Source organism: Streptomyces sp. bgisy100, from assembly GCF_057709105.1.
Window position 1 is genome coordinate 155,512 of the sequence record NZ_JBYITE010000007.1, and the last position, 22,236, is coordinate 177,747.

At 70.3% G+C, this 22,236-nt stretch carries 17 protein-coding genes and 2 pseudogenes; 12 read left to right on the forward strand and 7 right to left on the reverse strand.

Annotated features, from left to right (window positions below):
* Nucleotides 1–105: 105 nt before the first annotated feature.
* Nucleotides 106–1,227 carry an amidase domain-containing protein gene (locus AC3EQ1_RS07435; protein WP_432093485.1) on the forward strand — a complete coding sequence of 374 codons (1,122 nt, stop codon included), beginning with the start codon at nucleotides 106–108 and terminating at the stop codon, nucleotides 1,225–1,227.
* 190 nt (nucleotides 1,228–1,417) lie between these two features.
* Nucleotides 1,418–1,831: a VOC family protein gene (locus AC3EQ1_RS07440; protein ID WP_432093486.1), complete on the forward strand. Its 414-nt coding sequence runs from the start codon at nucleotides 1,418–1,420 to the stop codon at nucleotides 1,829–1,831.
* A gap of 1,062 nt (nucleotides 1,832–2,893) precedes the next feature.
* On the opposite strand, the gene AC3EQ1_RS07445 is transcribed toward AC3EQ1_RS07440, so the two are convergent.
* Nucleotides 2,894–3,862, reverse strand: a complete 969-nt coding sequence (locus AC3EQ1_RS07445) for an ArsR/SmtB family transcription factor (RefSeq protein ID WP_432093516.1) — start codon at nucleotides 3,860–3,862, stop codon at nucleotides 2,894–2,896.
* Nucleotides 3,863–4,020: 158 nt separating this feature from the next.
* Here AC3EQ1_RS07445 and AC3EQ1_RS07450 point away from each other — a divergent pair, with 158 nt between their 5' ends.
* Nucleotides 4,021–5,346 carry an alpha/beta hydrolase family protein gene (locus AC3EQ1_RS07450; RefSeq protein ID WP_432093487.1) on the forward strand — a complete coding sequence of 442 codons (1,326 nt, stop codon included), beginning with the start codon at nucleotides 4,021–4,023 and terminating at the stop codon, nucleotides 5,344–5,346.
* A 176-nt stretch (nucleotides 5,347–5,522) separates the two neighbouring features.
* Here the strand turns inward: AC3EQ1_RS07450 and AC3EQ1_RS07455 are convergent, their stop codons facing one another.
* The 3 genes from AC3EQ1_RS07455 to AC3EQ1_RS07465 form a co-directional block, all read right to left on the reverse strand.
* The gene (locus AC3EQ1_RS07455; RefSeq protein ID WP_432093488.1) at nucleotides 5,523–6,032 is read right to left on the reverse strand and encodes a DUF6624 domain-containing protein; all 510 of its coding nucleotides are present in this window, start codon (nucleotides 6,030–6,032) and stop codon (nucleotides 5,523–5,525) included.
* A gap of 252 nt (nucleotides 6,033–6,284) precedes the next feature.
* The gene (locus AC3EQ1_RS07460) at nucleotides 6,285–8,699 is read right to left on the reverse strand and encodes a SpoIIE family protein phosphatase (RefSeq protein WP_432093489.1); all 2,415 of its coding nucleotides are present in this window, start codon (nucleotides 8,697–8,699) and stop codon (nucleotides 6,285–6,287) included.
* Nucleotides 8,696–9,484: a winged helix-turn-helix transcriptional regulator gene (locus tag AC3EQ1_RS07465; protein ID WP_432093490.1), complete on the reverse strand. Its 789-nt coding sequence runs from the start codon at nucleotides 9,482–9,484 to the stop codon at nucleotides 8,696–8,698. Before AC3EQ1_RS07465 ends, AC3EQ1_RS07460 begins: the two co-directional genes overlap by 4 nt.
* A 185-nt stretch (nucleotides 9,485–9,669) precedes the next feature.
* Between AC3EQ1_RS07465 and AC3EQ1_RS07470 the strand changes: the two are divergent.
* Both AC3EQ1_RS07470 and AC3EQ1_RS07475 read left to right on the forward strand, forming a co-directional pair.
* A pseudogene (locus AC3EQ1_RS07470) lies at nucleotides 9,670–9,876 on the forward strand (NADP-dependent oxidoreductase); the annotation flags it as partial.
* A 148-nt stretch (nucleotides 9,877–10,024) separates the two neighbouring features.
* Nucleotides 10,025–11,155, forward strand: a complete 1,131-nt coding sequence (locus AC3EQ1_RS07475; RefSeq protein ID WP_432093491.1) for an alpha/beta fold hydrolase — start codon at nucleotides 10,025–10,027, stop codon at nucleotides 11,153–11,155.
* A 302-nt stretch (nucleotides 11,156–11,457) separates the two neighbouring features.
* On the opposite strand, the gene AC3EQ1_RS07480 is transcribed toward AC3EQ1_RS07475, so the two are convergent.
* Nucleotides 11,458–12,861: a hypothetical protein gene (locus AC3EQ1_RS07480; RefSeq protein ID WP_432093492.1), complete on the reverse strand. Its 1,404-nt coding sequence runs from the start codon at nucleotides 12,859–12,861 to the stop codon at nucleotides 11,458–11,460.
* A gap of 331 nt (nucleotides 12,862–13,192) precedes the next feature.
* The gene (locus AC3EQ1_RS07485; RefSeq protein ID WP_432093493.1) at nucleotides 13,193–15,928 is read right to left on the reverse strand and encodes a hypothetical protein; all 2,736 of its coding nucleotides are present in this window, start codon (nucleotides 15,926–15,928) and stop codon (nucleotides 13,193–13,195) included.
* Between the two features lie 190 nt (nucleotides 15,929–16,118).
* Here AC3EQ1_RS07485 and AC3EQ1_RS07490 point away from each other — a divergent pair, with 190 nt between their 5' ends.
* From AC3EQ1_RS07490 to AC3EQ1_RS07520, 7 genes and pseudogenes are all read left to right on the forward strand, one after another.
* Nucleotides 16,119–16,313, forward strand: coding sequence for a hypothetical protein (locus AC3EQ1_RS07490; protein ID WP_388858111.1), 195 nt, complete (start codon nucleotides 16,119–16,121; stop codon nucleotides 16,311–16,313).
* A gap of 435 nt (nucleotides 16,314–16,748) precedes the next feature.
* A pseudogene (locus AC3EQ1_RS07495) lies at nucleotides 16,749–16,970 on the forward strand (NADP-dependent oxidoreductase); the annotation flags it as partial.
* Nucleotides 16,971–17,132: 162 nt separating this feature from the next.
* Entirely contained in the window at nucleotides 17,133–17,618 is a 486-nt protein-coding gene (locus AC3EQ1_RS07500) for a peroxiredoxin (protein ID WP_432093517.1), read from the forward strand.
* 177 nt (nucleotides 17,619–17,795) lie between these two features.
* The gene (locus tag AC3EQ1_RS07505; RefSeq protein WP_432093494.1) at nucleotides 17,796–19,067 is read left to right on the forward strand and encodes a VWA domain-containing protein; all 1,272 of its coding nucleotides are present in this window, start codon (nucleotides 17,796–17,798) and stop codon (nucleotides 19,065–19,067) included.
* The gene (locus tag AC3EQ1_RS07510; RefSeq protein WP_432093495.1) at nucleotides 19,067–19,882 is read left to right on the forward strand and encodes a hypothetical protein; all 816 of its coding nucleotides are present in this window, start codon (nucleotides 19,067–19,069) and stop codon (nucleotides 19,880–19,882) included. The genes AC3EQ1_RS07505 and AC3EQ1_RS07510 overlap by 1 nt, the downstream gene beginning before the upstream one ends.
* A 380-nt stretch (nucleotides 19,883–20,262) precedes the next feature.
* Nucleotides 20,263–21,156, forward strand: a complete 894-nt coding sequence (locus AC3EQ1_RS07515) for a D-alanyl-D-alanine carboxypeptidase family protein (protein WP_432093496.1) — start codon at nucleotides 20,263–20,265, stop codon at nucleotides 21,154–21,156.
* A 120-nt stretch (nucleotides 21,157–21,276) separates the two neighbouring features.
* Nucleotides 21,277–21,708: a phosphatase domain-containing protein gene (locus AC3EQ1_RS07520; protein ID WP_432093497.1), complete on the forward strand. Its 432-nt coding sequence runs from the start codon at nucleotides 21,277–21,279 to the stop codon at nucleotides 21,706–21,708.
* Between the two features lie 353 nt (nucleotides 21,709–22,061).
* Here AC3EQ1_RS07520 and AC3EQ1_RS07525 read toward each other — a convergent pair whose 3' ends face one another.
* The gene (locus AC3EQ1_RS07525) at nucleotides 22,062–22,139 is read right to left on the reverse strand and encodes a 50S ribosomal protein bL37 (RefSeq protein WP_370443954.1); all 78 of its coding nucleotides are present in this window, start codon (nucleotides 22,137–22,139) and stop codon (nucleotides 22,062–22,064) included.
* Nucleotides 22,140–22,236 lie beyond the last annotated feature (97 nt).

The following is a 22,236-nucleotide window of genomic DNA, read 5'->3' on the forward strand; positions in this document are numbered from 1 at the left end:
ACTGGACAGTTTTCCACAGTTCGATCACACGTCCGCCATACATGCGTACTTCATGCGAAGATTCCGGTCCCCGGTTCGAGCGGACCGGGGGAAGAGGGGAACAGCGTGAAACCACCGACGACAAGATCCACCATCGGCGCGGTCCTGACAGGGTGTCTGTCGGCCGCCCTCCTGCCCGCCTCGGCCGCGCACGCGGCGGAGGTCCGCACGGCCGACAGCACAACGGTCAAGTCCTTCGCCCGTATCGCCGATGCCGTCCTGACCGAGCGCACCGAGACCCTGGTGAACGCCCGGCCGGCGAAGCACATGGCGCCGCGGCACTCCGGGACCGTGCGCCTCTCGAAGCGCCTGGCCCGGGCCGAGGACACCGCCCTGTCCTCACTCGAAACCCGCAAGGACCGGCTGGCCTCCCTGGGCGAGGCGTACACCGACGCCGACACCCGGGTGCGGGTGGGAAGCACCCGGGTCCGGGGCGGGAAGGCCACCGTCCGGGTCACCGAGACCACCACGCTCACCTATCAGAAGATCCGCGGCGACGAGCCCGCGACCACCGGTTTCCAGGCGCACCACGAGCTGAGCCTCACCGCCGGCCCGGACGGCACCTGGCAGCTCACCGGCATCCGGCCGACGGACGAGGGGCCCCGGCCGGTCAACGCCCCCGCCGGGAAGGCGGCGGCGGCGAGCGCGGCTTCCGGTCCCAACGCGACTCCGGCAGCCACGTCGTGGCCGGCGCCGTCCAGGCCGAAGACGGGCGGGGCCTACAACTACGCGGCCATGGCGACGTACGCGGAGAAGTACTGGAGCAACTACAACCCCGCGTACCGCAAGTTCAACGATGTGGGCGGGGACTGCACCAACTTCATCAGCCAGGCCCTCAAGGCAGGCGGCTGGAAGAACGACTCGGGGCTGTACTCGGACTACCGCAACTGGTGGTACGACTCCTCGAACCAGACGATGTCCTGGGTGGGTGCCGACGACTGGTCCTGGTTCACGCTGTCCTCCAGGCGCGCCACCAATCTCTCGAACGTCTACCAGTTGGGTGTCGGGGACATTCTGCAGATGGACTTCGACCGGGACGGGTCCAAGGATCACTCCATGATCACGACCTACCGGAGCAGGTCCGGGGTTCCGTACCTGACCTACCACTCCACCAACACGTACCGGAAGTCGGTGGCGAGCATCGTGGCGTCCTACCCGCGGTCGCTCTACTACGCGTACCGGACCTGACACCCCGGCGGCCCCAGCCCGGCCGGGCCCGGCGCTCGCGGAGCTCCCGGGCACGGCCAGGTGGGGCCCGGGAGCGGCAGGCACATCCGTCGGGACGGAGCGGAGACACCTCGGCGTGCTGCCCGGCCTGAGCAGCAGGGAAGGCGCTAACCTGCGAAAATCATGCGTTTTCCCCTGAAAGGAGTGCTTGATGAGCAGTCGTCTCAACCCGTACATCAGCTTCGACGGCAAGGCCCGGGAAGCGATGGAGTTCTACCGGGCCGTCTTCGGGGGCACCCTGGCGCTGCACACCTTCGGGGAATTCGGCATGAAGGAGCCCGGGCAGGCCGACAAGATCATGCACGCCATGCTGGAGACCACCAGCGGGTTCACGCTGATGGGTGCCGACACCCCACCGGGCATGGAGCACAACCCCGGCAACAACATCGCCGTGAGCGTGAGCGGGGACGACCCCGACGAGCTGCGCGCTTACTGGACCAAGCTGTCCGGTGACGGCACCGTGTCGGTCCCGCTGGAGAAGCAGATGTGGGGTGATGTCTTCGGGATGTGTGTGGACCGGTTCGGCATCACGTGGATGGTCAACATCGTCCAGCCGGAGAGCTGAGCGGGGCGCTCCGCGACTTCGGGGACGGACGGTCCGGTCGGCCATCGCTCCATGCCGGACCCGGGCGGACCGCGCAAAAAGGCGTGGCCGCCCGGCACCGCGGTTTTCGGCGACCCGCAGCCGCCCCGTCCGGTCTCCCCGGAGTCGCAGGCTCGTGGTCACCGTGACCTCCGCCGACACGATGGGGCGATGGAGCGACGGGACGCGGGGCGGTGGAGCGGTCGGGGATGGCCCTCCCCGCCCCGGCGAGCAGCGAGCCCCGTGTCGACGGCCTGACCGAAAATGCCGCCCCTCGATGCCGGTGGCAATTTCTCGCCCTCGACACGCCCCCGCTGCGGCTGTTGACTTCGGCATGCGTCGGCGCATTCGACGTCTCCCCCACGGAACGTCCTACGCCATGCATCGCCGAGCCGATCGAGGGTCCCATGGACGGGAGAACGACAGGGTCGAGCCGACCGGCTTCGGCGGGGGCCGACGGCCCACGTCACCCGCCGCGAAGACACGGGCGTATCGCGGCGCTCGCCGAGGCGCCGGCGCCGGCCGTCGGGGACACTCCGGGTCCGCATGAGCGGACCGTCCGGCGAAGCACGCCGACCGGGAACCGGCTCCGGCCTGACGCGGCCCGGTAGCCGTCCGCGCCAGGACACTCCGACGAACGCGCCGGGAGGCTGCCTCCCCGCCCTTCCGGCGGCGTTCAGGGACCTTGCACCGCGGTCCCGCACCGGCCGGGTCCGCTACGGACAGCGGAATCTCCGCTCCGGCAGGCCCGGCATGACGGACCGTGGACCGCGATGGGCCGATCTTCGGCCGTCGCGGCCCACGGTCCCTGTCCGCGTCCCTGCGTTCGCCGCTGTGCAACGCCGGCCACCGTGGCCCGGGTCCCGGGCCGCCCTCAGCCGCTGTCCGGCGGGCGGCCGCGCTCCCTGCGGCAGCGGCGCGTCCTGCCGGCCACCGGTGCCCGGCACCGTCCGTCACCGACGCAGCCGGGGCATCTCCTCCTCCGGGCCCCGCCCCCTGACCGCCTCCCGGCACGGCCGGCGCCCCGGCCGCCGCTCCGGACCGTCACCGGCACCGCTGGAGCAGCAGACTTCCCACAGCCGTACGCCGGTGCAGGACCGCTTTCCCCGCGCGGACCGTGGTGATCAGGCCGGCACCCCGCAGTGCGGCCGAGTGTGCCGAGGCGGTGGCGTTGCTGACGCCCAGACGCCGGGCGAGGCCGCTGGTGGTGTGCTCCTCGGCGAGCAGCATCAGGATGTCGAGCCGGGTCCGGCCCAGTACCGCGGCCAGTGCCGCTTCGCCGCCGTCCGTGCCGGTGGCCTGGAGCGGCAGGCCCGGTCCGGCCGGGTAGGTGACACCCACGGGTCCGCCGGGCAGTTCGGCCAGGACTGGATGGCCGGTCCAGTGGAAGGCCGGCAGGAGCAGCACTCCGCGGCCGTCCAGGTCGATGCCGCGGTCCAGGGGCGCGTCGAACTCCCACACTCCGTCGTGGAGCCGGGACCCGGGGACGAGCCGGGTGAGTGCGGTGCCGATGCCATGTTCCGCGACGGTCAGGGCGTGGCGGGTGAACTCCGTCCGGTGCAGGTCCTGCACCTCGGGCCAGACGGGACGGACGATCGCCTCGAAGGCCGCGTGCTGGGCGCGGCGCAGGAGGTGCCAGGCTGCGCGGTCGCCGCGGTGCAGGTCCCGGATCCATGGTGGGGGCGGTGTGGGGTGCCCGGCGTAGACGCGCTCCAGTTCGGAACGGATCTCCGTCGGCCGGGAAGCGGAGCGGACGGTGTCCAGCCCGTCCTGAAGGGTGTCGTCGAAGACGTCGAGGAATCCGGGTGCCGTCCCTGCGGGGACCAAGTCCGCCAGCGGCTCGACGGCGGCCGGGAGGGATCGCAGCAGGCGCCGGCGCCACCGGCCGAAGAGCAGTGGGTCGTCGCGGCGGCACATCATGGCGAGCGCCCCGTTCAGTTCCTGCAGCGGGGCCGGCCGGGAGGCGAACCGGACCTCGGCGAAGTCGGCTGCCGTGAAGCGGATCCGGATCACTGTGCTCCTGCCGGTGCGCGCCATCGTTTCGGGCACAGCCTGAACCATCGCGGGAGGTCGTCGCGTTCGCCAGCATTCGGGACATGCCTTCGTCATTGCACTCGAACGGCCGGGGACGGCGCAAGGGCCGGTCCCGGGAAGACAGCACGGGAGGAATCGTGTCGCACGGCGGACTCGACGGCGGGGAGCGTCCGGGCTGGGCCCGGAGCGCCCGGGAGACCCCCGGGCCGGCGCCCTCCGGGGTGACCCGACGGGCCGTCACCGGAGCGCTGGCGGCCACCGGACTGACGGCAGCCGGGCTCACGGCCTGGAGCAGCGGCGTCGCACGGGCCCGGGCCGCGGAGCGCCGGGCGCCCTCGGAGGGCCTGAGGCTGCGGCTGTCCGCCCCGACCGGCCCGCACCGGATCGGAGTCACCGCACTGCACCTGGCCGACCGCTCCCGGCGCGACCCGTGGCAGGCGGGGATCCCGGTCCGGGAGGTGATGGTCACCGTGTTCCACCCGGCCCGGACCGTCCACGGCCGTTCCGTCGCACCACAGATGACCCGGGAGGCCGCGAAGGTCTTCCGGGAGTTCGACACCGCGGTTCTCCACCCGGAGCTGCCGAAGTCGGGGGTGGACTGGTCGGCCACCCGCACTCACGCGTACCGCGGCGCTCCCGCACAGGCGGTGCGGCGGCCGGTGCTGCTGTACAGCCCGGGTGGCGGCGATCCGCGCACCATGGGCACCGGCCTCGCCGAGGAGCTGGCGAGCCACGGCTGGGTGGTGGTGACCGTCGACCACCCGGGGGACGCCGGTGAGGTCGCGTTCCCTGCCGCGACGCCCCACCGGGGGCGCGTACGGAGGACCGATCTCCGGGGGAATCCGCGGTCCGACCCGGGTGTCTTCAGGACCGCGATCAGCACGCGGGTCGCGGATCTCCGTTTCGTCCTGGACCAGTTGGAGCACGTGGCGGCCGGCCGGAATCCGGATGTGCCGGGCCGTGCCCTGCCCGAGGGGCTCGGCGGGGCACTGGACCTCGGGCGCGTGGGAGTTTACGGGCACTCGGCCGGTGGCACCTGCGCGGCCCAGGCGTTGTACGAGGACCGCCGGATCGCGGCCGCGGTGAACCTGGAGGGCTTTCTGGACCACCCGCCGGAGCGCCCCGGGGAGGAAGGCGCCCTTTTCCCGGTGGCCGGGTACGGGGTGGACCGGCCGTTGCTCCTGGTGGGCACCGACGGCTTCCCGCACCGGGGCGAACTGGAGCGCTCCTGGTCGGCGATGCTCGCCCACGGGGGACCGGGCACCCGGCGGCGGCAGCTGGCCGGTGCCACGCACGGGGTGTTCACCGATTACGCCGCCCTGGCACCGCAGTTGGAGGCGGCCGGGCTGATGTCGGCCGCGGACCGGAGGACGCTGGTCGGGGCGCTGAGCCCGCGGCAGTCGGTTCCGTGGGTGCGCCACCAGGTGCTCTCGTTCTTCGCCCGGCACCTGCCTGCCCCCTGATGCCCGCTCCTCCGATGCCCGCCCGCTGACCCGCGGCGGAGGCGGCGGCGCCGGCCGATGCCAGTGCGTCGCCCCGGCCGGCCCGCCGAGGGACCGGGAGTTGGCCGAGGCCGCAGGACGGGCGCGGCGCCGGAGTGTGCTGCCCTCCGCGGCGCGGCCCGGACGGTGACGGGGCGTCAGTTCGGCGAGAACTGGGCGACGTACTCGGCGAAGGGCTCGATCCCGGCCTCCGCACGCAGGTCGTCCATGCGGTCGGGCTCCTCGCACGGCCACGGGACGGGGGCGCCGTCGCGCACCCCGGCGATCTGGGTGCCGTAGATCTGCTCGCGGCCCTCGTTCACCCGGGTCCGGTCGCGCAGGAAAGCCAGTTCGCGCGGGCCGGCCGTGCCGTCGGCCACCGCCTGCTCCAGCAGTCGGAGCGCCCGCCGCTGCACGTCGAGCTGCCGGTCCGCGTGCTGTGCGATCAGCCAGGCGCCGCGCGCGGCATCGGCGCCGACCAGCTCCGCCGTCGGCCAGCCGTACTCGTCCATGATCTGGTTCAGCCGGTCGCCGTGCTCGGCCGTCAGGCGGCGCCAGGCCAGTTGCTCCGCCGGGTCGTCACTGTTGGCTCCGGGGGCGGTCCGCTGGTCCGCGGCGGCCATGTCGACGAGTTCCGAGGCCAGGGCGGAGACACTGCTGTCGGTCACGCTCACTCCATGGGTATGGGGGGGGTGGTCGGTTCCCCACCACCGTAGGGGCGCGATCCACGACGAAGATCGTTCCGCAGAACGGTGACAGCGGGCGCCGCGGCGGCGATACTGGATACATCCCTCGGACCATCGCAACGACCGTTCTCCCGGGCTCACTTGGCGGATCCACTTGGCAGCGGGCCCTCGTCGCTCGACGAGAGCCGCCGAGGTCATCGCGGCGGCTGTGGCCCCGCTCCGATCCTCGTCGTCTCACTCCTCGGCCACCATCTGTTCACACCAGATGGTCTTGCCCTCACGTGAGTGGCGGGTCCCCCAGCGCTGGGTGAGCTGGGCGACGAGCAGCAGTCCGCGGCCCCCTTCGTCGGAGAGCCGGGCGCGCCGCATGTGCGGAGCCGTGCTGCTGGTGTCGGACACCTCGCAGATGAGGGTCCGGTCGCGGAGCAGCCGCAGCTGGATGGGCTCCCGCGCGTAGCGGATCGCGTTGGTGACCAGCTCGCTGACGACCAGTTCGGTGATGTAGGCGCTGTCCTCCAGTCCCCATGCGGCCAGCCGTTGCTGCGCCCAGGACCGGGCCCGGCTGACGAATTCGGGGTCGGCGGGGACGTCGAGCACGGCGATCTGGTCGTCGCTGAGGGTGCGGGTGCGGGCGATGAGCAGGGCGACGTCGTCGGCAGGGGCACCGGCGGGCAGCAGGTCCTCGAGCACGTGGTCGCACAGCGCGCTCAGGGACGGCTGGGGCCGGGCGAGCGCGCGGCACAGCAGGTCGAGCCCGTGGTCGACGTCCCCTTCACGGGAGTTGAGCAGCCCGTCGGTGTAGAGGGTGACGAGGCTGCTCTCGGGGAGCTGTATCTCGGTGGCTTCGAAGGGCAGGTTGCCGAGGCCGAGCGGTGGTCCGGCGGGGATGTCGAGGATGTCCACGGTGCCGTCGGTGGAGACCACGGCCGGCGGCGGGTGCCCCGCGCGGGCGATGCAGCAGCTCCGGGAGACCGGGTCGTAGACGGCGTAGGTGCAGGTGGCGCCGAGGTCGGCGGCCTGGGTGTCGGTGAGCCGTTCCTCGGCGGCGAGGCGGGTGACGAGGTCGTCGAGATGGGTGAGGAGTTCGTCCGGCGGGAGGTCGACATCGGCGAGGGTGCGCACGGCGGTGCGGAGCCGGCCCATGGTGGCGGCCGCGTGGATGCCGTGGCCGACGACGTCCCCGACGACGAGGGCCACCCGCTTCCCCGACAGCGGGATGACGTCGAACCAGTCGCCGCCGACGCCGGTCCGCCCGCCGGCCGGCAGGTAGCGGGAGGCGACCTCGACGGCTGCCTGGGGCGGGAGGGTCTGCGGGAGCAGCGTCTGCTGGAGGGTGAGGGCCGTGGTGTGTTCGCGCAGGTAGCGGCGGGCGTTGTCCAGGCAGACGGCGGCACGGGCGACGAGTTCCTCGGCGAGCAGCCGGTCGTCGTCGGTGAAGGGGGCGTTGGTCCGGCGGAGGAAGAGGGTGACGCCGAGCGTGGTGCCGCGGGCCCGGATGGGGACGCCCATGATCGCCTGGAACTGGTGCAGGCGGAATCCCTTGGCCCGGATCGGGTCCTGGGCCAGCCACTCCTGGGTGGCCCGGTCGGTGACCCGCTGCCGGATCGAGCGGCCGGTCGCCATGCAGCGCACCGGTGGCGACTGGGCAGGGTAGATGTCCACGTCACCGGGCTGGCGGCCGGCCTCCGGTGTCCCGCGCCGAATGGACTGGTGGGCCACCCGGCGCAGGGCGACGCTGCCGGTGAACGGGCCGGGTTCGTCGCCGTGGAGCAGGGTTTCCAGCAGGTCGACGTGGACCCAGTCGGCGAGCCGGGGGATGGCGGTGTCGGCGAGTTCCTGGGCGGTGCGGGTCAGGTCCAGGGTGCTGCCGATCCGGTCGCTGGCCTCGTTGAGCAGGGCCAGCCGCTCCCGGCTGCGGCTCTGTTCGGTGATGTCGGTGACGGTGGTGCAGACGCCGAGCATGCGGCCGTACCGGTCCTCCAGCGGGGAGGCGGTGGCGGAGAAGGTGTGGTCGTGGTCGGGGTCGGCGGTCACCCGGCCGTGGATCTCCCCGGCGTGCGCGGCCTCGCCGGTCTGGAGCACCTGACGCATGCGCCGTTCCCAGACCTCGGCATCGGAGCCGGACAGGATCTCCGAGAGGCGCTTTCCCCGGCGCTCCTCCTCGGGTATGCCGATCAGCCGGGTCATCGCGGCGTTCTGCCGTACGCAGCGGAGGTCGGTGTCGTAGACGGTGAGCGCCACCGGTGAGCGGGTGAAGAGCCAGTCCAGGAGGGAGCGTTCCTCGCCCAGCAGGGGGGATCCCCCGGGGAAGCCGGTGATCAGCAGCCACTGGGCGCGGGTGCCGCTCTCCCGGAGCCGGTGGGCGAAGGCGGCGAGGTGGAGCGGCCGGCCGTCGCGGTGCCGCACGGTGATCCCGCCCGCCCACTCGTCCGTCCCGTCGGGCAGCGTCCAGACGGGCGGACCGGTGCCGGGGAGGAACAGCTCGGCCGCCGGTCCTCCGACGGCCTCCGCCGCCGGGCGTCCGAGCAGCCGCTCGGCCTGGGGGCTCCAGCCGGTGACCACGCCGCTGTCGTCGATGAGGATCGTGGCCCAGGGCGGGGGGCTTCCGCTGTCCGGTATCGCCCCGCCGGGACGGGCGTCGTCGGTCATACCGCCCCTGCCTCACGCCGAGGAACCGGATGGCTGCGTGCCCCGGGCTGATCACCGGGCCGGGCTCGTCCCGGGGCCGACCCGGCCGGGCCCGACGACAACGCTGCGCGGTGCGGTGCCGGGCCCCGTGAGCCCGGTCTCGTCCGAACGAGAGGCCCTAGCCTCAGCATGCTCTCCCGTCCGGTACCGGACAACCGGGGCAGTGGGGCCTCCGCGTCGCCCGTTCGGTGAGGTCCGCGCCGCGGCACCGGCCACGGGGCAGGGCGCGGGCCGGGCATGGGGCCGGGTGCAGGGAGAGGAACCCGCGATGCGTCCGGCCCCGCAGCGACCGCAGGCCGACCAGGCCCGGCCTCGTCCGGCCGGGCCCCACGGCCGGGCGGCGGGCCGGGGCCGGGCCCGTCGCCGATCCGAGTCCGGCGCCGGTCAGGCGGCTCCGGACGGGCGGCTCCGGACGGGGTGCCGATCGCGTCCAGGTGTGCCTCCACCCAGTGCCGGACGGTCGCGAGCGGACGGGCGACGCTGCGGCCGAGGTCGGTCAGCGCGTACTCGACGTGGAGCGGGACGGCGGGGATGACGGTCCGGTCGACGAAGCCCCAGGCCTCCAGCCGCCGGAGGGTCGCGGTCAGTACCTTCGGGCTGACGCCCTGGAGCCGGCGCTGGAGGACGCCGAAACGCTGCGGCCCCTCTTCCATGGCGCCGATCGCGAGCGCGGTCCACTTGTTGGCCGGCAGGTCGAAACACCTCGCGCCCGGGACACAGCGCGGTCTGGACATCGTGCTGGTCATGGCTGCCCGTGGTGCAGCTCGCGGTCATGCGGATACCTCCTGGCCTGGTCACTTCCCCATGGATAGTGGATGCCCTTGCCGCCTCGGGAATAGCTTCCGGCATGCCGCGCGGGCGACGATCCGGGCCCGCGCAGTGCGCATCCCCAGGGGTGCGCGACGGCACTCCGCGTTCGAGGAGAGACCCGATGACCGGCTCCGTCCCCGCCCCCACCATGCGCGCCATCGTGCAGGACACCTTCGGCGGACCCGAGACCCTGCGCCCCGCCGACGTCCGGCGGCCGGTGCCGCGGCCGGCCGAGGTCCTGGTGCGGGTCCACTCCGCGGGGGTGAATCCGGTCGACTGGAAGACCCGCTCCGGGGGCGGCATGGCGGGTGTGCTGGGCGAGCCGCCGCGCTGCTCGGGCAGGAGCTCGACGGAGGCGCCTGACGAGGGATGGGGCAACACACGGTCGGCGGGCCTGCTGTGGCGCGGGCTTCACGCCTGACCGACTCTGGCTTGCAAGGAGACCGACGAGGGGGCCGACAGAAGGAGACCCTTTCATGGCCATCACCACGACCGACCACTCGGTCCCTCACACGTCGACTGTCCCGGCGAACGCGGGCCAGAAGGTGCAGCTGTTCGTACGAGAACACGACGGCACGCCCTCCGGCCCCCCTGCGAACCGCACGGCCGTCCTCATGCTGCATGGCAGGAGTGTGCCGGTGCTGGCGGGCTACGATCTCCAGCACACCTCGTACGGGTGGGCCAAGGCCGTCGCACAGGCCGGTTACGACGTCTTCATGATGGACCTGCAGGGCTCTGGCCGGTCGCCGCGTCCCCGGATGGAGGATCCCTGCAATGTCAATCCCAGCCAGCAGGCTGCCGTCACTCCTCCGCTGTCGGGCCCACGAACGGCGAGCTATCCGTTCGTACTGACCAACTCCCAGAGCGACCAGGACGAGCTCAGCACCGTCGTCGAGTACATCCGCAACAAGCGCAACGTTTCAAAGATCGCCTTCATCGGCTGGTCGGCGGCCGCATTCGCCATGGGGCCGTACGCAATCAAGAATCCGGGGAAGGTGGAAAGTCTGTTCCTCCTCGGCCCGATCTTCCCTCCGCTGGGCCCCTCGAACCCGCCGACCCTGCCGGTACCCGGCTTCCCCACCCACGTGCTCACCCGCATGAGCATCGAACAAGCCTTGGCCATGAAGTGCGCGAACCAGCACGAGCCCGGCATGGTCGACGTTGCGTGGAAGGCCCTCTTGGAAAATGATCCGATCGGCCGTGACTGGGGAAAGCTCCTTCCCTCCGGACAGCCGGCGGGCGTCAGCCGATTTCGCAACTTCGTGACATGGGGCTGGAACAACACCACCGCCGGGCAAGGAGGCATCCTCGGCGGACGCGTGCCCGTGCTGATCGTGCACGGCGAGCACGATCAGACGGCCAACACCACACCGCCCAGCTCCAACCCAGCGCTCGACTTCCACGTCCCCGCGCTCTACGACGCCATCACAGGACCTCACAAACTCCTCGTCACGGTGAAGTGCGCCGGCCACTCGATGCCCTGGGAAAGTCAGCACAAGAACCTTCACAACCTGTCGAAGCACTGGCTCAAGCACACCAAGGTCGACGGCAAGACCCAGGGCAGTTTCGAGATGGACAAGAACGGCAACATCAGCCCGGCACCGTAAACCCGGCTACGCCCCCCCCGCTCGCCAAGGAGAGTCGCCGAGGCGTTCATTGAGTGGTGTCGACGCGAGTGATGGTGGTTCCTGCTCTTCTGCGGACTTCGACCTGACGGGGGGGGGAGAGAGAAGCCCGGGGTCCCGTCGGGCATGCGGGTCGAGATGAGTCCGATCGTCTTGACATCTATGAACCCGGCGAGGCGCAGGACGAGGGTGCCGGCGTACTCACCGCGGGCCGACGAGGGCCGCTGGAGCTGCCCGGCAGCTCTCTCGAGGAGATGCTCGCTCCTCAGAGCCGCGACAGGACTTCAGCCGTCCGGGAGCACCGGTCGTTCCGGCTTTGACTTCTCGATTGGAGTGGCCGCCTTGAAGCCGCGCTGTGCGCCGAACCATGACGGTGCGGCATGGGACAGGGCATGTGACATGAGCGTGCGGAGGATCCAGCCGTGTCCGTGGCCGCTGTCGGCCCGAAAGTCATGGTCCCAGCCGGACGGGTTGTCGAGTTCAGTCTCCAGCCAGTGCCGGAAGAATGCGATCGGAATGTGGACCAGACCCACGGTGCGGTCGTGGTCATAGGCTTCGACGCCACTGCCCCGTGGTCGTCCACTCCCCTTGGCCGGGGGCGCCGGGGGCGGAGCACCGCTCCGGTCGAACCCCCATTTGACGGTGTCGAGGTTCACCACGGTTGGCGACTCGAGCTTCAGGCCGCTGCCGAGCATTGCCTGTTGGTGATCTCCATAAGAGGTGTAGACGAAAATCCGGGCATCGCGATTGATCTTCTTCTTCCATAGGGCTGCCTTCTCAAGAAGCGCCTTAAATCGCGCCAGACGGATTCCCGCATCCTTTTCGTCGAGGTTTGGGTCGAAAAGGTTGATCTGCGAGAGATGCCTACGGAAGAACGGCGTGTCGCTAACAGTGAGAAGCAGTTTCTCCACGCGATCGCCGCTGTGGCTGTAGCCGGACAGCATCACCTCACCGAAGTCAACGAAGCCGTCCACAACGGTACTTCCCGCGAGTTTCTTGGACGCAAAGATGATCACGTCCTGAACTGCGCGAGCCAGGGTCTCGGCCGTGAGAAGGTCGTCGAAATTGCCACCTCGCATGGACGCCACCGGCACCACGTAGATTACATTCGGCTCGAACCGGTCCGACGCCAGCAAATGCTGGGCCACCGCCCGGAAGCCCGTCTCGCCCGTGCAGAGATAGCGTTCACCGAGCTGGACGTAAGGCTGCTGCCCTTTGAATCCCTGATCGACACAGTATCTTTCTTTTCCGTCGATGCCACAGGTACCGGTCCAGTACGTGGTTTCAGTATAACAATCCCGGTATGTGGGCGGATGAAACAGGAAATGCACATTGACCTTTTCCGTTGTCCGGCCCTTCAGGTGCAGCGCGGCGGTCCGCGAAACCCACATGAGGAAGAGCTGGGTTCCCTTCTCCCGTTCCGCGACGAGCACGGTCCCGTGCTCGTCCGCCAGGCCGCCCGTGATGTCGGTGTACTGGACCGTTCGGACGTTGAGACCGTCGGGTTTGCCCGCATCCAGTACGCGCCGCCCCGGCACGTCGATGGCGCGGTCCCGGTGGAACATGAGCGGCAGCAGGAGATCGGTCTCGGTTGTGCCATCAGGCTTGAGGACGTTGTAGCCAGGGCCCTGGAGTGGCTGAAACCGGGCGAATGCGTCAGTCATCATCGGGCTGGCAACCTTACTCACCGCATGTCCTGGGGGCTATCGTCGTTTACGTTGCTGCCTGTTCTTCCACCGGCACCCCGATGATCACGGGATGTGAGGGGCCGTGACCTTTCGTCGGATAACTCGACTAAGCGGAGCGATCGAGGCCGGGGCAATGATGTGCCTCCACGGCCTGCTGGCGCCTTTCGTCGCCAACGGCTTCCTGCGCGAGCTCGAGCGCACGCCCGCGGTGTGCCGTGAGCTCTTTGCCGCGCTGGAGGCGGTGATCCGCCAGTCGTTGGAGAGCACCGTCATACGCTGCCGCGTCCGCATGCCCGAAAACCAGTGCCGTCCTGGCTCGTGTGCGTCGTGTTCACAGCTGCTGGCCCGTCTTGGGGTCGTACTTGACGCTGACGGCGACGACTTGGTCGGTCGGGAGCACCTCGACCCATTGATCGAAGATCCGATAGGGCTCCGCGGGGCGGAAGCCGCCGGCCAGGGGATCGAACCCGTTCTCGAAGACCTTGTCGGCGGCGAGGGTCGTGTCGAACTTCTCCTGGGCCAGGGACCGCAGGTGCGTGGCGAGGAGGTCCAGAACCTGGCCGACCGTCTTACCCTGGTAGTCGTCAGGGTCGTCTGGCTGTCTTGTGTACGTCTTACCAAGGCCGGCTTCTCCTTCAACCTTCTTCAGCCACGCGAGCGCTGCTTGTTCCTGGCCGGGCCGGACGGGCAAGACCACTTTGGCCCAGGCGGCGTTCAGGAATTCATTGCGACGCTCGTCGGCGTCGATTTGGATCAGCCAGCCCAATGAACTTCCGAGGGGCGCCGGCACGGTCTCTTCGGAGATCAGGTAGTTGACCCGCCACTCGTACGGCGGCGATGGCGATGTGCTATTGGGCAGCGCGTAGAAATCCGCACCGGAGTACCATCCTGCGACTGTCTGGCCGGCCAAAGGCAGCAGTGTGTTGCCGGGTGCGGGCTTCGGGATGGGGCGTACGGGATACCTTCCGGTGCTCTGGGCGTCGGGCGTGGGCGCGGTCACCGCGCCGGCGCGCCAGAAGTCGGGGGAGACGAAGTACAGCATCTCGCCGACGTCGAAGAACTTCTGGATCTCTTCCGCCTCCAGGTACGGCGTGTTGTTGTTGGGCGTGGGATAAATGCCCTCCGGCAGCTGTTTGATCAGTTTCCGGAACACGCACCGCCGCTCTTCGTTGCGCAGGTCGTCGGAGGAGCGGACACGCATCGAGCTGATCAGGCGCAGCCGCTCACGGACGGCCTGGCCGTACGCCTCGTGCTGGATCCGGTCCACCTCCTTCTGGTATTCGGCCTGTGCCGCGTCGTTGAGTGCCCTGACCTTGTTCTTGGCCTCTTCCGTCGGCTCGTAGACGAGCGTGACGTCGAATGGCAGGGATTTGCGGCCCTGGAAGTTGGCGTACGTCATTTTCACGTTGAGCATGTGAGGGTTGGTCGACGTATTCACTGTGAACGGTGCGAACTCGACCTGGGCGCCGTGTTTGTCCAGGGAATGCACCTTGCTGAAGGTGTAGCCCTCCGGAACGGGTGGCAGCGGCTTGGGGAAGCAGAACTGGATGATGTCGTCCTTCCCCGGGAGGTAGTCGGGAGTATCGTTCAGTCCCCGGCAATCGTTGCCCGGCTCGGGTAGATAGGTTTCCTCGGCCTCGTCGTCCGGGCCCTGCTCGTGCTGGAAGGAGATTTCGAAGTGGTAGGGCACTTCCTTGCTCGTCGGTTCCGGGATCTTCTCCGGCTTCTGGACCGCGCTGAGGTCGGGCGCGGGAACGACGTGCACCATGTCCCCCAGGCCGAGTTCCCTGCCGGGATCCATGAGGTGGATCTGCCAGCACAGGCGTGTTCCGACGTGTTGCAGCTGGATGCCGACCTTGCGCATCTTGCGCCGCATCTCGTAGTTCACCAGCTCGAGGGTTGTGTTCTGCAGGACGTAGCGCCGGCTCGACGTATCGGTGGTCTCCGTAACCGTCCGGAACGTTGTCTTGAAGTTCCGCTTGATCTCGCTGGTGACCTTGGAGGTCTGCGTACGGGCGCGCTTGTGCGTCGCCTCGGCACCCCGCTTGACGGTGTTCTGGGTACTGAAACTGAGACTGGCGTCGGCATGATAAATCTTGGCATTCACCCCACCGGTGGCACTGACACCGAGTTTCGTGTCGTTGGAGTTCTCCTCCTTGACAGCGTCCGAGACATCTGTCTGATCGGTGAGGCTGTCCTCGCTCTTGCGGGAGACCTCCTCCGACTGCTCCACCACCTTCTCGACCAGGGTGCGCCGTGTACTGCTCTCCACCACCTCGACGGTGCCTCCCGGGCTGACCCAGATGTGTCCCGAGGGGGTGCCCAGGAAGTTGTCGAACTCGAAGAAGTACTCGCGGAAGAGGTTGACCAATCCCACCGGCGACAGTGCTCCCCCCGCGCTAGCGCTGTAGCGGTCGGCCAGGGCTCTCAGACCGGGCTGGACGAGCGTGAGGGCGTCGCTCCCGTGGAAATTCGGACGGGTGAGGTTGCCGATATCGGACGACGGGTGGATCGGAACCGCAGACATTCCGGCCGTCGCCCCCACCCACCCGGACAGCGGCTGGTAGACGCCGAACAGTTCGCTGTCGTACGGCAGCGCCCCTGCGAAGTCGTACAACGGCCGTCCGGTGAACGCGGGCGCGCCGGCAGCGGGCACGACCAGACGCTGGGAATGGCTGGCGTCGCCGCCGTCGGGAACGGCTTGGTACTGGACTTCCACCAACTCGTTGCCGGGAGTGGCCTTGAAGAGCTGGACCTGGCCGCTGGATGTTTGCGCCGCCGCGACGAATGCGATCACCACGCTGCCGGGCGTGCCGGCCCGGGCCGCCACGTACTGGCGTGTCCCTTCCGGGCTTCGCCACACGAGAGTCCCGTTCAGCGCGTCCACGCCGGGATACGCACTCGGATCGACCACCGTGACGCTGCCCGGGAAGGCCATGGTCATCCGGCGCCCGGTGACGATCTCGGTGTTGGAGCCCTCAACCTTGTACGACCAGATCCGATATGCACCGCCGCTGGACGTCACTGGGAGTGATGACGTGCCCAGGAATGTGACTGTGTACGTCATCGAGATGCTCCTCACCTCGTCGTGTTCCTATCGTCATATTCGCGTGGCATCCGGAGCGAGGCGCGCTGAGACGCGGCCGGCCACCTGAATGGCCCGCCGATCGGGTGACGGCGTCCCCCCGTCGGGTCGGTGCGCAGCGCGTGAGATGTACCGATGAGACGATGCCTCATCAGCTACGGGAGGTGCACGCGTGAACGTCTATCTCGTCGAGTACACGACACCCAGGACCCCTCCCCTGAGGGAACGCAAGGTGGAGGCAGACGACTTCGCGGTGAGGGACGCGTTCGTGGAGTTCACCACCGCCGATGGCAAAAAGGTCTTCAGTGTCCGCGCTGAGACCGTTGTGACCATCGCCAAGGCGCCCCCGGAACCACCGAGCACGTAAGGATGCCGAACCGGGATGTGCAGCTCTTCTGGAGTGAAGGGCGTGGGTCAGGCGGTCAGCCGGTAAGTGGCCCGGGTAGAGCCGGTGGTGTTCGAGTTCGGTGGGGAAGGTCCAGAAGGCGTCGAGGGTGCCGCCGGCGCGGAGGCGGAGGACGGCCTTGGCTCCTTCGAGTCCCCAGCTGCTCCGGTTGATGTCGAGGACGGCCGACACCGGGCTTCGGTCTGAGCACGGACTGCGTAGGGCGTGATCCTCTCCGATACCCGCTTCTCGCCGCGGACCGCTCACCAGGGTTCGCTCCGCGGCGCGTATCAGCCGCGGCCGGAGCCTTACCAGGACGTCGCACCAGTAGGACGTTTTGGAGGGCGCGACGACGGGCCGCCTTGTCCTGTTGCTGTCGTGGGCCAAGCGGCAACACACGAAAACCGTCCGCAGAACGTGACCGCGCCGGCCCGGAAGTTCGCCCGCAAGCCCGCCGCGCTCGGCCACGACCGGGCGGCCGCGGTGCCGCCGGCCGCGCTCGCACCCCCCGCCTGACGGATTCTCGTCGACACCGCCGGGGTGCGGCAGGGGCAGCGCGTTCTCGTCCATGCCGCCGCGGGCGGAGTGGGGCACTTCGCGGTGCAGATCGCCCGTCACCTGGGGGCCCATGTCACGGGTCCCCCTGTTCCGCTGCGGCGCACGCCCCCGGGAGTGCGCCCTCCGGGGGCCCGCTCCGGGAGCAGTATCGTCCCTCTCGCGGACGGGCCGTCCGCGCGCCGGGGGCGTGCGGCGCACGAACCGTGCCGCAGGCCGCCCGTTCCCGACCGATTGGACCGACTGATGGCTTCCGCACCGCGCACCGGCGCCGCCGTGCCCGACTTCGTCCTGCCCGGCGGCGTGCTGACCGGTGACACCTTCGAACGGCGGGACTACGCCCTCTCCCGGCACCGCGGCAGGCCGCTCGTGCTGGCCTTCTACCCCGGAGACGACACGGCCGTCTGCACCAAGCAGCTGTGCTCCTACTCCTCCGGTCTGGAGCAGTTCCGGGAGCAGGACGCGGAGGTGTGGGCGATCAGCCCGCAGGACGTCGACAGCCATGAGCGGTTCGCCCGCAGGCACGACCTGAGGATGCCACTGCTCGCCGACACCGACCGCGCCGTCGCCCGCTCGCTGGGCATCGCGGCGCCCGGCATCGGGCTGCGTCGCGCGGTGTTCCTCATCGGTCCGGACGGCACGCTGCACTGGAAACACGTCGCGCTGCTGGGTGCCACCTTCCAGGGGCTCGACACCCTCACCCGGCGGCTCGCCGACATGGCCCACAGCTGACACACCCGTCGTCGGCGGTACTCCCCGGCCTCCAATGGTGCGGCCCGGTCCCGGAGTTCACCCGGGGCCGGGCCGGATCCGGCAGCCAAGAGGCACGAGGCCCACGGGACCACCGGCGAAGCGGCCGTCGGAGCAGCCGGTTTGGAGACCGGGCCCGCCGCTCCATAGGATCCGGCGATGATCAAGAGAATACGGCGGGCGGCCGGGGTGGGCGGCCTGCTCGTCGCCCTGGCCGCCGGGCCCTTCCCGGCCCACGCCGCCGCCGACGAACCGGCGGCGAAGGAAGCCCCCAAGGTCGAGCTGGTGCTCGACGTCAGTGGCTCGATGCGCGCTCGCGACATCGACGGACGGTCCCGGATGCTGGCGGCCAAGCGCGCCTTCAACGAGGTGCTGGACGCGACACCGGAAGAGGTCCGGCTCGGCATCCGCACCCTCGGCGCCAACTACCGCGGCGAGAACCGGAAACGCGGCTGCGAGGACACCGAGCGGCTCTACCCGGTCGGCCCGCTCGACCGCACCGAGGCGAAGACGGCGGTGGCCACCCTGGCGCCCACCGGCTGGACACCGATCGGCCCCGCGCTGCTGGGCGCGGCCGACGACCTCGAAGGCGGCGACGCCACCCGGCGGATCGTGCTCATCACCGACGGCGAGGACACCTGCGCCCCGCTCGACCCGTGCGAGGTCGCCCGCGAGATCGCCGCGAAGGGCACCCATCTCGTCGTCGACACCCTGGGGCTCATCCCGGACGCCAAGACCCGCGAACAGCTCGTCTGCATCGCCGAGGCCACCGGCGGAACCTACACCTCCGTGCAGCACACGAACGAACTCTCGGGCCGCGTCAAGCAGTTGGTCGATCGCGCCGCGGACCCGGTCGCCACTCCGGTCGCGACCGAGGGCGCCGACCGGTGCGCCGACGCGCCCGGCCTGAAGGCGGGTCTCTACACCGACCGGGAGAAGTTCGGCGAGCACCGCTGGTACCGGGTGGACGTCAAGCCGGGGCAGGAGCTGCGCGCCTCGGTGAGCGTCGGCGCCGACCGCGCCGTCAACAACGACTACGGTGTTCTGCTGCGCGCCGTGACCACGCACGGCAGAGAGATCGTCCGCGGCTCGGAGGCGGGCGACGGCCGCACCGACACGATCTCCACCGGCCTGCGTTACCCCAAGGCACCGCAGGACGCGCAGGATTCGCAGGAGCCGCCGGCGGAGACCGTCTGCCTGCAGGTGAGCAACTCCTTCTCGGCGCCCGCCTCGGTGAAGACCACCCCGGGCATGCCGCTGGAGCTGACCGTCGACCTGGTGGACTCCCCCGACGAGCCCTCGGACGTGGCGGCCTTCGGCCTCGGCCGCGGCTGGTGGCTGCTCGGCGTGCTGGTGCTCACCGGTCTGCTGGCCGGTCTGCTCTGGGGCTGGATCACGCGCTGGCGCATCACCGTCTGGAGGACCAACTGATGCGGATCGCAACGGTACTGACCGGCGCGGTGCTCGCCGGTGCCGCGCTGCTGGGAGCGGCCGCTTCCGCCGTGGCGGACGATCCGGCCGACGGCGGCGGGGACGCACGGACCGGGGCGGGCACCGGATTCCGGACCGCGACGCCGGTCCGGATGGGAGAGCGTGCCACCGCGGACGCGTCCGCCGGCGACTACCTGTACTGGGTGTTCCCGGCCGATGTGGGCCAGCGCGCGACCGTGAAGGCCACGGTGACACTGCCGGAGTCGGCCACCCGGCAGGGGGCGTCCACCTGGCAGATCGACGTCCACGACGGGCTGCGCCGCCGCCAGGACTGCCAGTACGGCAGCCGGACCCGGACGGCGGAGGCCGGCGACCGGTCGGTCACGCTCTCCTGCACCCTGCGGACGGTGCGCGGCTGGGCGGAGCCCTGGTCGAACGACCCGCTGCCGGGTGCGTACTACATCCGGCTGACCGTGCTCGATCTGAAGGAGCGGGACCTCGGGCTGCCGGTCCGGGCGGCCGTCCGCGTGACGTCGTCGGACGAGGGCGGCGCGCAAGCGGTGGACGGTGCGCTCGCCTCCCCGCTCGTGCCGCACGCCGGTGCGGCCGCCGCCGCGGAGGACGAGGACTCCTCCGCGGCGAAGGCCCCGCCGGCCGCCGTCGAACCGGAGGGCGGCTGGTCCTCCGGTTGGTGGTCGGACCGCTGGCTGTGGACGGTGGCCGGCGGTGTGCTCGGCGCTCTGGCCGCCATCGGCGGATACTCCGTCACCCGGGGCTCCGGCCGGCCGGCCCACCTCCCCCCGCCGAGCGGCTGACGTCCCGCCGCCCGGCCGGCCGTCCTCCGGGGCGGCCGGCCGGGCGCCGCGGTGCGGGCCGGCCGCGGGTCACCTCCGGGACGTCCGCGGCGCGCCCGCGGCAGCCGCACCGTTCCCTGCCACTGACCACGGCGGCACGCCCCGGGCGCCTCGGATGGCGAACGGGCCTCTCGCGGCAGCCCCGTTCACCATGGTGTGATCCGGGTGGGAGAGGAGCCGGATCGGCGGGTCGGAGTACGCATTCCGCCACCGCCGGTCCGGCACCACGGAATTCCCGAAGAATTCCGCGTCGAGAGCACATCCTTCGGGGTGTCTCAAGCGTCTCCTGTGCAAGCGGCATTCCATGGTGCCGCTCCAAAGGGTCATTTGGAGTATTTATCTTGAAAACCGGCATTAAGGGCACAAGAGGCGTGTCCGTGGCCGCCGTCACGGCGGGAGCAGTCCTGTCGGCCGGGGCATTCGCCGCCCCGGCGCAGGCCGCCGCCACGCTGGCGACACCCACCATCGCCGCCAAGGGCGGCTACGTGATGAACAACGGCACCGGCAAGACCCTCTTCACCAAGAGCGCCGACACCCGTCGTTCCACCGGCTCCACCACCAAGATCATGACCGCCCGGGTGGTGCTCGCGCAGTCCAATCTCAACCTGGACTCCAAGGTCACGATCCAGAAGGCGTACAGCGACTACATCGTCGCGAACACCGCCTCGTCGGCCCACCTGATCGTCGGCGACAAGGTCACGGTCCGCCAGCTGCTGTACGGGCTGATGCTCCCGTCCGGCTGCGACGCGGCCTACGCCCTGGCGGACAAGTTCGGCAGCGGTTCCACCCGGTCCGCCCGGGTGAAGTCGTTCATCGGCAAGATGAACTCCACCGCCCGGAGCCTCGGTCTGACGAATACGCACTTCGATTCGTTCGACGGCATCGGCAACGGCTCGAACTACTCGACGCCGCGCGACATCACCAAGCTCGCGAGCAACGCGATGAAGTACTCCACCTTCCGCACGGTCGTGAAGACGAAGTCGACCAAGCAGAAGGTCACCACGCGCAATGGCGGCTACCGCTACATGTCGTGGTCGAACACCAACAACCTGCTCGGCGGCTACTCGGGCACCATCGGCGTGAAGACGGGCTCCGGCCCGGAGGCCAAGTACTGCCTGGTCTTCGCCGCGACCCGGGGCGGCAAGACGGTCATCGGCACCGTCCTCGCCTCCTCCTCGGTGGCCAACCGCACGTCGGACGCCAAGAAGCTGATGGACTACGGCTTCCGGCGGTAGCCGTCCCGGTACGGTGTGGGGCCTGCCCGTGACCCGAGGGTCGGGGGGCAGGCCCCTTCGTCTGCGCCGTCCCGGCCGAACGGCCCGCCCCGGGTGGCCGGTGCGACTACGGTGAGGTGGATGACCGAGACCTGGAACGCCTCCGACGCCGGTGTCCTGCGGCTGCCCTCGGGCCGCCTGGTGCGGGGGCGCGGCCTGCGCCGCCCGCTGCCGGACGGTGCGGTCCCCGGCCATGCCGTCCACCTGCTCGGCCGCCGGCCCCCGGAGGTCCCCTGGGACGCGGTCTGGCTGCGCTGGCCGGACTTCTGGCTGCCCAGCGACCCGGAGCGGGCCCGCGCCGTGCTGCACGAGGCATGGTCCCGCGCGGCGTCGGAGCGCGTGGAGATCGCCTGCGGCGGCGGCCGCGGACGAACGGGCACCGCGCTGGCCTGCCTGGCCGTCCTCGACGGGGTGCCGGCCCGGGAGGCGGTGGACTTCGTCCGCCGGAACTACGAGCGGCACGCGGTGGAAACCCCGTGGCAGCGACGCTTCGTCAGCCGTTTCACCGCCTGAGCAACACCGGCCTGAGCAGCACCCGCCTGAGCAACACTCGCCGGCCGGACCCGTCCGGCTCCCGGATCCGGACCACCGGTGCGGCACGGCCGGCGGCAGGACGACGCGGCCAGGCCACGCGCGGCCCGCCCCACCGGGGTCCGCTTCCGCCCGCACGGGCAGCGGACGGGCGCGACAGCACGGAGCGGCCGCGCCGACGAGAATTCGTCGGCACGGCCGCTCCGTCACACCACGCACGCGGGGCTCCCGCCGGGCGGCTCTCCACCGTGGTGGGGACATCACTGCCCGGTCCGGTCCCGGCCCCTGCGCCGGAGGGCGTCTGCAGGAGACCCGGGGCCCGTCGAACCCGTCACTCAGGACTGGGGGCGACTACCGTGGTTGGCTCCGTTCTTACGACGTGCCTTCTTCTTACGACGTCGCTTCGACGACATGTCGCCTCCTTTCTCAACCATGCACTTCTGCTGGGTTTGCACCCATTGCTCTTGGTATCACACCCGGCAGTGGACGGTCTCGTACCCCGTCCGCCGC